Genomic DNA, 12,414 nt, shown 5'->3' on the forward strand with positions numbered 1-12,414 from the left:
TAGGTTAAAAAGTGGGCTTGAGCCTGCTTTTTGTTTGTCGTTTTCCGCTTGCATGGTAAGATAATAGCAGTACTAAAACTGGCTCTTAAGACCAGCTAAAGTAAGTAAATAGGGGTGGACCGAGTGATTAAAGAACAAAAATTTTTGGTGGAAACCAATTATCGGTGGTATGACATTAGCAACTTGAGTGAGGAAGACAGTGCAAAGTTACAAGCGGAATTTAACTTTACGCCTGACATGATCTCTTATATTTCTGACCGTCATGAACGCCCGCACTACGACTACGATACGAACACCCATATCCACCTGCTGGTTTATGATGTGCCAATTTGGCCTACTACCGCAATCATGCACTTCACCGCCCAACCAGTTACCTTTTTGGTTTCGGGTGAAGATATTTTCACCTTCCATAATGAGTCCACCAGCTATGTTTTTGACGAATTCAACGATCGTGCCATGCGGGAAAAGCTTTCCGCTTCGCAGGATGTGACTGAACTATTGATAAAGTTTTTATTATTTTCGTCGCAGTACTTTCAGCGGGCGGTCATGCAGCTCGATGTTGAACGTAACAAGTTAGATCAAAAACTATCTGATAATATCAATAACAAGGACTTGGTCAAGCTATCTAACATTGAAAAAGGGTTGGTTTATCTAGCAAGTTCAATCCAGACCAATCTGATGATGCTGCATAGCTTGAAGATATCTGAATTAGACTTTACCAAGCAGGCACATGAACGACTTGACGATGTCTTAATTGAGGCAAACCAGTCAGCTGAAATGGTTAAAATTTCCCAGCAAGTAACGCAGACATTATCAGCTACGTCCAACAATATGATGAACAACAACCTGAACGATACGATGAAATTTTTGACGGTGTGGTCACTAGTTTTGACCATTCCAACTATTTTAACTGGTTTTTACGGCATGAATGTTAGCTTACCAGTTGGACATAGTTCTTCAGACTGGATTACGATCACGGTGGCGATGATTTTTTTAATGGGTTGGTTAATTATCTTGATGAAACGACACCATTTCTTTTAAGTTGAGGTTGATTTATGAAAAACAAAGTGCTCATTGGTTCAATTGTGACGACCCTGCTGGCTTTTATGCTGTACGCAGCTAATTTGCGCCGGGTTGAGCATACCAACTTAGAAATTGTTGGGCAAAATAAAAAAGAAGTTTTGCCGGATAGTAAGGCAAAGAAAAAGCACGAACTTAAGGTTCCTGAGGTTGAATATCCCAACCAAATCAAAGTTGAGGCGGGCAGTGAGCAGGTTTGGGCCAAAAAGATTGAAAAAGTAATGGGCAAAGACCGCAGCTATCAGGTTAGTGTGCAGGACTTAAACAATGGCAAATATGCGCGCGTGGCTAATTCAGTCAAGGCTCACGGTGTTGGCGCAAGCAGTCGAATTTTTTTGCTTGCGGCTAGTTATTACCAGGAACAAGAGGGTAAGCTGGCCGGTAAGGCAGCAGTCAAAGTTAAAAAGGCGGAAGCCGTAAAAGGTGATAAAGTCTTGCAGCCGGGGATTGCTTATGCATTAACCTTTATCAGGCAGTCGATGATGCAAGGCAGTCAGACAGCCGGTAATGTGCTCTTGGACCAAGTTAAGCCAACTAATGTTGACCAGGTTGCTAAGAAGATGGGGGCAAGTGACACCAAGTTTGCGACTAAATACACCGCTAGTCCGCTAGCTACAACGACTGCAGCAGATTTGGGCCGCGTTTTGATCAACCTGTATCAGAATAAGACCTTGAAGCGGCAGTATGCTAGTTTAGCGCTGGGTCAATTGAATCAAGCAAAAAATAGACCGAAAGTCGTTCATACTAGCGCGGGTACTATTTATGCTATTGGTGACAGTAAGGCTAATCTTGCACTGGTTGAAACTCACGGGCGGGTATATTGTGTGAGCGTGTGGAGTGAAAATGACCAAAAATTCACGAAGCTTGGTGAAACCATTAAGCAGTTTTTTTAAAGTAAGTAAATATAAGCTGATTAGTCAAAGTCAAAGTCTTGGTAACTTTGGCTTTTTAAATAAATTAAAATAATTTACATGTTGTAGATTGTATTCTTCAAAGTGTAGTGTTATATTGTACATTATGTTGTCAAAAGGAGGGGTGCAATTGGTTAAAAAAAGGAGCCTCGATTTAGATAAGGTAATTGAAAAAGCAACGGAACTAATTGGACAAAAGGGTCTTTCTGCCACCACTTTGCCCACTTTGGCAAAAGAGCTAAATGTTCGTTCCCAGTCGCTTTATCATTATGTTTCTGGTCGTAAACAGTTATTGTCGCTGGTTGGCGCAAGTAGAATTAATATCTTAAAGCAAAAACTAGTTGATAATTTGATGGGGCTTTCGGGCAAGGAAGCAATTCTCAAGTTTGCGGATATCGTGCGAGACTTTATCTTGGACGATCCCGCCTTGATTAGCATTCTGTACCATCTTAATGAATATCAGCAAGAGGACGCGATTACACAAGAAATCCTAAACATAATTGCGTTGGCCGATAAACTAAACCTACGCGATAACAGCACAGTTTCGCTTCATTCCCTGATTGGTGCAGTTCTAGGTTATGTTTTCTTGGATGTGTCCTCATCCTTTGCTGATGAGACCAGTGCGAAAGCTAATGAGGGTTATCATGAAATGATTTTACAATTAGTTCTACCTAAAAGTATTTTGCAAGATTAGAGAGGAAAATCATTGTGCAAAAATTATTTAAAAACCATATTTTTTCATTAATTGCATGGGTTTTGATTTTAATTATTTCGGTTGTGGCTTTACCAGATGTCACGGGATTAACACGGGAGCACTCGAATGTTTCCTTGCCTGCAAACGTTCAAAGTGAAGTCGCCCAAACAATTCAAAATGACTGGGGTCCTAAGAAAAAGAACACCTATGAAATTGCAGTTGTTTTCAATAAAAAAAGCGGTAAGTTAACGGCTGATGATAAACGTGCCATTAATCAAACTGTTGCTAAACTGAAAAATGACCGGGATGAGTACGGCATCAAAGACGTTTTAGCGCCTGATGATAATATTGCTACCCGCAAGAAGTTGCAGTCCAAAAATAATACTACCTGGGTCATGCAATTAAATGTGGCCAAAAAGCATGCGCCGATTAATGAAGTAGAGACGCAATTGAATAAAGCGGTCAAGACTGCTGGTGTGCGTACCTATGTAACGGGTGCAGATGTCTTACAAAATGCCTTTTCAAACTCTATCCAAGAAGGAATTAAAAAGACAGAAGCAATTACTGTTGTCTTTATTTTTATTGTTTTGGTAATTGTGTTTAAGTCACCAATTGTTCCATTAATTTCTCTCTTGACGGTTGGGGTATCTTTTATTACCGCCTTTTCAATTGTGACCAACCTGGTCAAATACCAAAACTTCCCGTTTTCTAACTTTACCCAAGTCTTTATTGTGATTGTCTTATTCGGAATAGGTACAGATTACAACATCCTGCTTTACGATAAATTTAAGGAGAATTTGGGCATTGGCATGGACCGTTATAAGGCCATGAAAGACGCCCTGAAAGTAGCCGGGAAGACCATTCTGTATTCGGGTTCATCGATTTTAATTGGTTTTTCAGCCCTTAGTTTGGCCAATTTCTCAATCTATCGCTCAGCGGTTGGAGTGGCCGTCGGAGTGGCAATTTTATTGGTTGTTCTGTTAACTCTCAATCCGTTTTTTATGGCTGTCTTGGGCGAAAAGATGTTTTGGCCAGTAAAGAAATTCGGTGGTGAGCATGAAGATAAGCTATGGCATGGCATTTCTAAAGGTACCATGGCTCACCCGATAATCTATTTATTGGTTTTGGCAGTTGTGGTGATTCCCTTCGGCTTGATGTATTCTGGTCATCTAAATTATGACGATACTGATGAAATCGATAATAATGTTCCAGCCAAGGCGGGGATGCTGGTTGTTGAAAAGAACTTCTCCAAGGGTATGGCGGAGCCGTCCACCCTTTACATTAAGAGTGACCACCGTCTTGATAATGAAGCTGACCTAAAATTAATCGATCAGTTGACCAAGCAACTTCAAGGTTCAAAAGATGTTTCTTTTGTAACTTCGGTTACCCAACCATACGGTGAAAGTATCCAGCAATTGTATGTCAAGAACCAATTGAATACGGTTAACCAAGGCGTCGATCAGGCCCGTGCCGGTCTGAATAAGTTGAGTAAGGCAAGCAAGAAATTAGCCAGTGGTGCAACTGCCCTGTCTAGTGGAAGCAGTCAGCTGCAAGGTGGTACGAGTCAACTGCAAGGTGGTGCCGGACGCCTCCAAAGTGGTACTTCGCAGTTGGCTAACGGGCTAAACCAGTTGAATTCCCAGCTAAGTGCTAGTGCGCAAGGAATGGCTGGTCAGCAGCAGAACACCAAGGCTACTTTAGAAAAGAGTTACAAAGATAATCTGTCTAAGAGCATTGGCAGTCTGCCAGGCCTAACTCCACAACAAAAGATGGCGGCAATGCAAGCTGCTGGTGCTGCTTTGGAAAAAGCATGGCAGCAGAGCTCATCGTCAATGCCTAACGCTTCTGGACAAATGGGTCAACTACAGTCAGGTGTGGGCCGGTTAGCCTCGGCTTCTGGTCAGCTAAACTCCGGTGCCAGCACCTTAAATGGCGGTATTGGTCAGCTGAATTCTAGTGTGGGCCAACTTACCGCGGGTGCGGGCCAATTGGCCAGCAACATGCCTAAGATTACTTCCGGTGTGGATAGTATCAATAGTGGTTTGGGACAAGGTGCCGCATACTTGACGGGCTTAGCCAGTTCTACCGCTGCTAATACTTTTTATATTCCCAAAGAATTTATCAAAAATGATACGTTCCAAAAATCAGTTGCTAATTACCTTAGTCCTGACAAGAAGTCGGCCATGTTGATCATTGTTTTTGATTCGAATCCAAGTAACACTGAAGCAACAAAAAAGGCGCAAGCGCTTAGTTTAACGGCCAAAAAGACTTTTGAAGGTACTAGACTTGAAAAGTCAACGGTGGCCATGGGTGGTCAAAGTGCTAAGATTGCAGACGTCAAAGACGTGGCCAATAAAGACTTTCTTAGAACTGCCGCTATTATGTTAATTGGGATTGGCATCGCGCTGATCTTCGTTACCCGGTCATTGCTGCAACCACTGTACATTTTGGGAACATTACTGATTGCTTACTTCTGCTCACTGTCAATTAGTGAATGGATAGTTAAAGCAATCATGGGTAAAGACCTGTTGACTTGGAATACGCCATTCTTCAGTTTTATCATGTTAATTGCCCTAGGAGTTGACTACAGTATCTTCTTGATGACGCGTTATCGCGATATTGATGGTGGTAAACCGAGTGAGCGGATGCTGAAAGCATGTGGTATTATCGGAACAGTGGTAGTTTCGGCGGCAGTTATCCTCGGTGGTACCTTTGCTGCCTTAATTCCATCCGGTATTCCAACTTTGATTGAGGTTGCCTTAGCCGTGATTATCGGCCTGGTTATTCTGGTCTTCATCATGCCAATTACCCTGTCGGCAGCGGTTAAACTGACTTACGAGGGTGTGCATTGGGGCAAGCGCAAGCGTAAATAAGACTAACCTACTAAAAAAGATTGAAAGGCGCACTTTAGCGTATTTTCAATCTTTTTTGCTATCAATTAAAAGGTTCAGAAAGTAAAAATAATCGCAAAGAAATTGTCTTTATGCTGATTTTTGATTTATGATTAACTTACCAAGTTTTAATAGCAGCAAAGGAAGGATTATTATGACTACTTGTCCAAATTGCGGCCAAGCTGTTTCAGAGACAGACAAGCTTTGTCCGAAATGCCAGTTTAATTTACAAAAATATCGTGATGCGTTCTTTAATGACCAAGCAACAGAGGCCGGAAAAGCTGGTTCAAGGGCTACTAGCCGCCAGGCTTACCGGCAGGAATTCGTTCCCAAAAAACAGAACTTAGTAGTACAAAGGATGCTGGAGTGGACCCGAGCCAACAGTATGATTGTACTGTTACTAGGTGTTTTTCTCTTGATCGTGATGAGCTTTTCGCGTAGCATTGGCTGGATTGGCTTCTTTGCTTTGCTGGTCTGGTTATATCTGGTCTGTGCCCGTGCTGATAAAATCGAGCGCTATACCGCGGACGAACGGTTGACTGAAAGAGTTAATCAGCTCGGCTCGAATATGTTTAATAACGTTGAGGAATCAAGTCAAAAGGCGAAGTCAAGGGGGAAGACTGGTGGCCGGCTGCAACAACAAGTGACGGAAACGGCAGTAACCAAAAAACACTTCGGCTATGTGCAATTGCTGGTGGTACTGCTGGCAGTGATCAATCTGATTGTGTTGTTTGCCGGCTCTGGTGCATCAGTCTCTGATGTTACTTATAGTGGTAAAATGTCGATCACGCGGGTTACCTTCAGCTTGGCGGGCCATCTTTTTTCATCAAGTACAACTCTGCTGTCCGGCATTTTACTCTGTCTCATCTGGTTATTATTGGTCTGCATTCCGATTTTGATTGTTTACCATACTTTGCGCAGTACTAGAAAGGGCCAGATTATTGCCTTTCTGTTATCAGTAATTGAAACAGGGTTTCTGATTTACTTACTCTTAAGGCTGTCAAACAATTCGCTGTCCAATACTGGATTTTTGCACAGGATTACGAGTGAACTACTGGTATATGCAGTCTCAATTGGAGCTTCGACTTACTTTTTGATTTTGTCGAGTATCATGACGACTGCACTGTCTGGTTACAGTCTAATCAGCAAGAAGAAATAAAATAGGGTCTGAGCAAAAGTCCGCTTTAAGCCAAACTAAAAAATTTTACAATTTAAAAAGACTGACAAATCGACGTTTGTTAACGTGATTTGTCAGTCTTTTTGGTTAGATTAGATTTCTTTTCAGGCTCTTTTGGTAAGCTTTACTTACTTTGCATGTCAATTACCAGGTGCTCATTGACAAAGGCCATCATGCCTAGTTCGCTTAACTCGCGACCATAACCGGATTTTTTGACGCCACCAAAAGGTAATTCGCCGGAGCTAATCCAAGTACCATTAATTACGGTCATGCCCGTTTCTATTTGCGCAGCTACGTTGCGAGCACGTTCAATATCGGAACTTAGCACGGAGGAACCGAGGCCATAACTAGAATCATTGGCCAGGGCAATGGCTTCTTCCTCGTCCTCAACTTCATAGACAATTGCGACGGGTCCAAAGAATTCCTGGTCAAAGGCAGGATTATCGCGATCGACATTAGTCAGGATGATTGGGCGGAAAAAGGCGCCAGCTGAATCAATTTCTGGATATTCGTAAAAAACTTTTGCTCCACCAGCGATTGCGGCTTGCACTTGCTGGGTTAGCTTTTCTTTGGCACCAGCTGAGTTCATTGGGGCCAAGGTCGTCTTAGGATCGAGGGGGTCCCCCGGTTTAAGACTTGCAAAGACCGCCTTTAATTCTTTAAGAACTTCCTGGTATTTTGACTTGGCGACAATCATTCGTTTGGATGAGGTACATACCTGCCCAGCATTGTAAGTTCTTGCCGAGCTGAGCGCTTGCTTTAAAACAGCCGGATCAACATCATCCAGGATAATAAAGGCATCATTACCGCCGAGTTCCATAGTTGATTTTTTGAGGTTTTTACCAGCGTTTTCGGCAACGGAGGCACCCCCGCGTTCCGAACCAGTTAAGGCAACACCCTGAATACGGGAATCAGCAATAATGGTGTCCAATTGGTCATAAGTAGGGAAGAGGTTAATTAAACTACCTTCTGGTGCGCCCGCCTGTTTAACAATTTTGGTAATTAATTCAGCTGAACCAGGAACGTTGTGAGCATGCTTGAGCAGAACCGGGTTGCCAACGATAAAGTTGGGTGCAAAGACTCTAATAACTTGGTAAAGAGGGAAGTTCCACGGTTCACAGGCCATAATTACGCCAGTTGCTTGTTTCAAGTAGTATGCCTTGCCTAGTTGTGAGTCAATGGGCTGCGGCTTCAACATGTCTGGCCCCTTGTCTGCGTAATAGTCACAAATTGAAGCACACAGGTCAACTTCACCGCGTGATTCTTCAATCACTTTGCCCATTTCACGGGTCATTATTTCTGCCATCTCCTCCTTCTGCTGACGCAGTTCGGCAGCTATTTGACGCAGGGTCTTACTGCGGCCTGAGGGACTTTCGTGACGCCATTTTTGATAGAGTGCGTGGGCAAGACTGATAGCATCTTCAATTTGGGCATTGGTTGAATTCTCATAATTGGCAAAGTTTTCGTTTGTAAATGGATTAATCGATTGATATTTAGCCATAATGGATCTCCTTAAAATATTTTGCAATTTGCAATTGATAAGTGGACATTACTCATTATAAAACGTTTTCACAAAAGTTGTTATGCATTAGCACAGTTTTTACTAATTATTAATAAGTAAAAAAGTGGTCAGCACAATCTGGCGACTAACTTCACTTTTGGGTTAAATAAGCCACTGATTCATTGAGATACTCATCTGCATAGGCCATTGCATGACGAGTTCCTGGTAGCAGTTTGAGGTCAACTCCATGATCCTTTTGGGCAAGCATATTAATAAAATCGAGCAGGTAGTCAGTAGGAGATAATTCATTGGTGGAATTAATCATCATTAGCCGGTGTAAATTTTGATAGTTATAAGCTTTAGCATCAAGTTCTGGTAATCTTTGCTGGTTGTTTGCCCCAATATAAGTGAGGGTAAAGTACTTGTAAAAAGAATCGCTGATTGCGCGTGGATCGGTCAGACCTAGTTCGCTTTGGGCATCAACTGCAGCCTTGACTTCTTGGTGGTCCTTGATCCAGCTAGAATAATTGACCGGTGCAGACCAGGTAACGGTTGGGAAACCATACCGACCAGCCAGGTAGAGCGCCAATACGCCGCCGCTGCTGGCACCAATTTGTATGATGGCGGATGGGCTAGTTGAATTTTGCTTGAGGTAGTCACTTTGAAGTAACCATTCGACAAAGTTAACACTATCTTGGTGGGCAGCCGGAAAGAGGTTTTCAGGTGCAAGCCGATAATTAGGGGCAAAAACCGTCAAGCCTTGTTCAGCGCAGCTAGTGCATAAGTCGGTTAGGTTGCTTTTATCGCCGCGAATCCAGCCACCACCATGCCAAAAAAGCAAGATCTTACCTGTTGCTTGGGCGGGTGCGTAAACGTCAACAGCTAGCTGCCGTTGTTCATCATAAATAATGGCATTACTAATTTTAATCATCTATTTTACCTCCAATAAGTATAGCTATAGTCACATTATACGTTAAAATCAACTGGTCTTCACTTTGCTAATAAAGATAAATTTTAGCTCATTGGCTGTTTAGAGACTGGTGCGCGCTTTCAGTCGGAAGTAAGTCGTACCGGCTGAAAGATTGATTTTTAAACTGGGCTGATTATTAGCTATACTGAATTAAATGATGAAAGCGTTCTAACTAACGCGGAGGAAAACAAATGAACGGAGTGACCATTAATCTAAAAGGAATAATATTTGACATGGACGGGGTTATCGTAGATACCGAATAGCATGATTTTCAAATTCAAAAAGAGTTTATCGCTACGTTTAACCCAAATCATAATTTCTCTGAAGCAGATTTTTTACAATTAGTGGGAAAATCCTATAATGATTTATATACCCTCCTGCAAAAATTTTTAAACGATAAATTGTCTATTAGAGAAGTTGAACGTGAATTTAATTGCTTTTCTGAAAAGCAATACCAGAATATTGACTATCAAAGCCTGTTTAGAAAGGATCTCTTACTTATTTTAGAATACGCTAAAGAGCATAACTTATCGTTAGCCGTTGCATCTTCATCAACACGAGAACATATTTTAGAAGTTTTAGAAGCTTGTCAGATATAAGCATATTTTGATGTGATTAACAGCGGGGAAGCTTTATTGCAAAGTAAACCCAACCCGGAGATTTATTTTAAAACCTTAACCGAGTTACACCTAGCTGCTGCTGAGTGCCTCGCCGTAGAAGATTCTTATTACGGCATTGCTGCTGCTAAAAATGCTGGGATAAAAACCATTGCGTATCAAGAGACCCGGATGAAGATAGACCAATCTAATGCCGATGTGTGCAAAGAATATGTTAGAAGTGCTCAAATACGTTAAGCAAGCTGCAAGTTTATAATACTGGTGAAAAGGGGACAGGCATTAAAGCCCTCTTTTTAATGCCGATTATCACTGTGAAATTTCATTATTTAGCTGCAGAATAGTTGAAAAAGTAATCATCTAACTAATTTTTTGGTAAAATGGAGCATAACATTGGAGGTAAACTATGCATCTGTCAGCTAAAGCTAGTCGAAGATTAATCAATATTTTGACCGTGGTCAGCGGAATTATCATCATCTTATTATGCATCTATTGGTATCGCTTAGGCGTTTTTACTGATCAAGCAAAAATGAAAGCGTACTTGGCGGATAAACGAATTATTGGTCCACTGATCTTTGTCTTAATTCAAATTATTCAAGTAGTTATCCCTATCATTCCGGGAGGCGTATCACTTTTAGGCGGGGTTATTTTTTTCGGCCCAGTCGCTGGCTTTATTTATAACTACGTTGGTATTTGTATTGGCTCAATTATCAATTTTTTCCTGGCCAGATTTTATGGCCGTCCTTTTATTTTGCATATTGTTTCTGAGCGAACATTAGACAAGTACATGAAGTGGACGGAGAATCAACGCAAGTTTAACTGGTTTTTTGCCATTTGTATCATAGCGCCAATGGCCCCTGATGATGTTCTCTGTTTATTGGCTGGTCTGACCGACATGAAGTTTTGGACCTACTTTTGGATCATCATGTTGGGTAAGCCATGGACAATCGCAGCCTATAGTATTGCTTTGACCTTTGGGATGGACTGGTTGGTTAAGCTGGTCGGTAAGTGATGGCCGGACGCATTTATTTACGTTCATTTAAGTTGGCAGATGCCCCGACGTTGTTAAAGTGGGGACAAGATAAGTATTATCAACATCTGGCGGGATTTAGGCAGTACCATAACTTGGCTGCTGCTGAAACGGCGGCCGGACAATATGCTGCGCGCAAGTATAGCTATGCGGTTTGTCTAACCGAAAACCAGCAGCTGATTGGTCTGGTTGAACTGTATGAGCGGGGAACGGATGAGCGTGAACTACTAAAGACCAAGGAAGTCGGCTTTTTGTTAGACAAAGAGTTTTCTGGGCAAGGTTATATGACTGAAGCGTTAAAATCCTTGTTTGAATACGCCTTTAAGCAGTTAGGACAAGAGGAGATTTGGGCAGGTACTTTTAAGCAGAATCAGCGTTCGCAACACTTACTCCGACGCCTGGGCTTCCAATATATGTACTCAGTTGATTTGGGCATGATCAGCCGCCTGTTTGCTTATGAAGAAAAATACTATTTGCTTAAAAAAGAAGAATGGCTTAAAATAAACTTAAACACGGAATCCTAAGGCTGTTTTAGAGAGCTCACGTGGTGGTGCAAGTGAGTAGAAGCCGTTTCCAGGTTCCATTAAGTGGGCAATTAATAGTTGCACGGATTGCGGCTCCGTTATCGCCATAATGAGTGCAACTGTCGTAGGCAGTTGAAGCTGGGTGGTACCGCGAAGTCATGTATGAGCCAATTCGTCCCAATTTTAGGGATGAATTGGCTTTTTGATTATTTTTAATATGGAGGAGCAAAATGTTAGATATTAAAGTAATTCGCGAAAATTTGCCGTGGGCCAAGGAGAAGCTGGCTACGCGTGGGATTAAGCCAGAGGAACTAGATGAATTAATCAAGATTGACCAAGAGCGACGCGCAGGTTTGAAGCGCAGTGAAGAGCTCAAAGCTCAGCGGAATCAGGTCTCTAAGCAAATTGCAGCAGCTAAACGCAACCAAGAAGATGCTGGGCATGCCATCACAGAAATGCGTGAAGTCGGAACTCAAATTAAAGATTTGGATGATCAGGTTAATGAATTAACCAACAAGCAGAACGATATCATCCTTAGACTGCCGAATTTTCCGGCTGATTCGGCGCCGGTTGGTCCAGATGAAAGTTATAACCAGAAAGTTCGCAGTTGGCATGAACCAGCTAAGCTCGCTTTTGAACCGAAAGCTCACTGGGACATAGGTACCGACTTAGATATTCTAGACTGGGATCGTGGTGCTAAGGCTTCCGGTGCGCGTTTTGTTTATTACAAAGGTGCGGGAGCCCTGCTTGAACGGGCGGTCTTTAACTTTTTCTTAGATGAAAATACGAAAGCTGGTTATACTGAAATAATTCCGCCATATTTAGTCAACGATGAATCGATGCAAGGAACGGGCCAATTCCCAAAATTCCGTGAGGATGTTTATACGATTGTTGACAATGATAATCCGGATCAGCCGCGAGACCTAACCCTAATCCCAACTGCTGAGGTACCGCTGGTTAACTATTTCAGAAATGAAATTATTCACGATGGTAAACTGCCAATTAGCGTAACTGCGCTTTCA

Annotated in this window: 11 protein-coding genes (1 of these 11 running past the window's edge); 9 read left to right on the forward strand and 2 right to left on the reverse strand. The window is 42.2% G+C overall.

Annotated elements, in window-relative coordinates:
* Window positions 1–123: 123 nt before the first annotated feature.
* From R8389_RS01340 to R8389_RS01360, 5 genes are all read left to right on the forward strand, one after another.
* Window positions 124–1,041, forward strand: a complete 918-nt coding sequence (locus tag R8389_RS01340) for a magnesium transporter CorA family protein (RefSeq protein ID WP_317637725.1) — start codon at window positions 124–126, stop codon at window positions 1,039–1,041.
* Between the two features lie 14 nt (window positions 1,042–1,055).
* A complete protein-coding gene (locus R8389_RS01345; protein ID WP_317637726.1) occupies window positions 1,056–1,973 on the forward strand; it encodes a serine hydrolase in 918 nt (305 codons plus the stop codon).
* A 148-nt stretch (window positions 1,974–2,121) separates the two neighbouring features.
* Window positions 2,122–2,685 carry a TetR/AcrR family transcriptional regulator gene (locus R8389_RS01350; RefSeq protein ID WP_317637727.1) on the forward strand — a complete coding sequence of 188 codons (564 nt, stop codon included), beginning with the start codon at window positions 2,122–2,124 and terminating at the stop codon, window positions 2,683–2,685.
* 14 nt (window positions 2,686–2,699) lie between these two features.
* Window positions 2,700–5,558 (forward strand): MMPL family transporter, encoded by a 2,859-nt coding sequence (locus R8389_RS01355; protein WP_317637728.1) that lies wholly within the window; start codon window positions 2,700–2,702, stop codon window positions 5,556–5,558.
* A gap of 172 nt (window positions 5,559–5,730) precedes the next feature.
* Window positions 5,731–6,735 (forward strand): zinc ribbon domain-containing protein, encoded by a 1,005-nt coding sequence (locus tag R8389_RS01360; protein ID WP_317637729.1) that lies wholly within the window; start codon window positions 5,731–5,733, stop codon window positions 6,733–6,735.
* Between the two features lie 142 nt (window positions 6,736–6,877).
* On the opposite strand, the gene R8389_RS01365 is transcribed toward R8389_RS01360, so the two are convergent.
* Both R8389_RS01365 and R8389_RS01370 read right to left on the reverse strand, forming a co-directional pair.
* Window positions 6,878–8,254 (reverse strand): NAD-dependent succinate-semialdehyde dehydrogenase, encoded by a 1,377-nt coding sequence (locus R8389_RS01365; RefSeq protein ID WP_317637730.1) that lies wholly within the window; start codon window positions 8,252–8,254, stop codon window positions 6,878–6,880.
* Window positions 8,255–8,405: 151 nt separating this feature from the next.
* Complete coding sequence (locus R8389_RS01370; protein ID WP_317637731.1) at window positions 8,406–9,185, reverse strand: alpha/beta hydrolase; 780 nt, start codon at window positions 9,183–9,185, stop codon at window positions 8,406–8,408.
* A gap of 674 nt (window positions 9,186–9,859) precedes the next feature.
* Between R8389_RS01370 and R8389_RS01375 the strand changes: the two genes are divergently transcribed.
* The 4 genes from R8389_RS01375 to serS form a co-directional block, all read left to right on the forward strand.
* Window positions 9,860–10,078: an HAD-IA family hydrolase gene (locus R8389_RS01375; protein ID WP_317637732.1), complete on the forward strand. Its 219-nt coding sequence runs from the start codon at window positions 9,860–9,862 to the stop codon at window positions 10,076–10,078.
* A gap of 166 nt (window positions 10,079–10,244) precedes the next feature.
* Window positions 10,245–10,850 (forward strand): TVP38/TMEM64 family protein, encoded by a 606-nt coding sequence (locus R8389_RS01380; protein WP_317637733.1) that lies wholly within the window; start codon window positions 10,245–10,247, stop codon window positions 10,848–10,850.
* Window positions 10,850–11,392 carry a GNAT family N-acetyltransferase gene (locus R8389_RS01385; protein ID WP_317637734.1) on the forward strand — a complete coding sequence of 181 codons (543 nt, stop codon included), beginning with the start codon at window positions 10,850–10,852 and terminating at the stop codon, window positions 11,390–11,392. The genes R8389_RS01380 and R8389_RS01385 overlap by 1 nt, the downstream gene beginning before the upstream one ends.
* Before the next feature lie 230 nt (window positions 11,393–11,622).
* On the forward strand, window positions 11,623–12,414 hold the 5' portion of the coding sequence (gene serS / locus R8389_RS01390; RefSeq protein WP_317637735.1) for a serine--tRNA ligase. 516 nt of this gene lie beyond the right edge of the window; only the first 792 of its 1,308 coding nucleotides appear in the window; it begins with the start codon at window positions 11,623–11,625; the stop codon falls past the right edge of the window.

Origin of the sequence: Lactobacillus xylocopicola (genome assembly GCF_033096005.1) — a bacterium.
GTDB classification, from domain to species: domain Bacteria; phylum Bacillota; class Bacilli; order Lactobacillales; family Lactobacillaceae; genus Lactobacillus; species Lactobacillus xylocopicola.

Coding starts and splice junctions, on each gene's coding strand:
- R8389_RS01380 (WP_317637733.1), top strand. CDS start 10,245: ATGCATCTGTCAGCTAAAGCTAGTCGAAGATTAATCAATATTTTGACC.
- R8389_RS01385 (WP_317637734.1), top strand. CDS start 10,850: ATGGCCGGACGCATTTATTTACGTTCATTTAAGTTGGCAGATGCCCCG.
- R8389_RS01365 (WP_317637730.1), bottom strand. CDS start 8,254: ATGGCTAAATATCAATCGATTAATCCATTTACAAACGAAAACTTTGCC.
- R8389_RS01345 (WP_317637726.1), top strand. CDS start 1,056: ATGAAAAACAAAGTGCTCATTGGTTCAATTGTGACGACCCTGCTGGCT.
- R8389_RS01370 (WP_317637731.1), bottom strand. CDS start 9,185: ATGATTAAAATTAGTAATGCCATTATTTATGATGAACAACGGCAGCTA.
- R8389_RS01360 (WP_317637729.1), top strand. CDS start 5,731: ATGACTACTTGTCCAAATTGCGGCCAAGCTGTTTCAGAGACAGACAAG.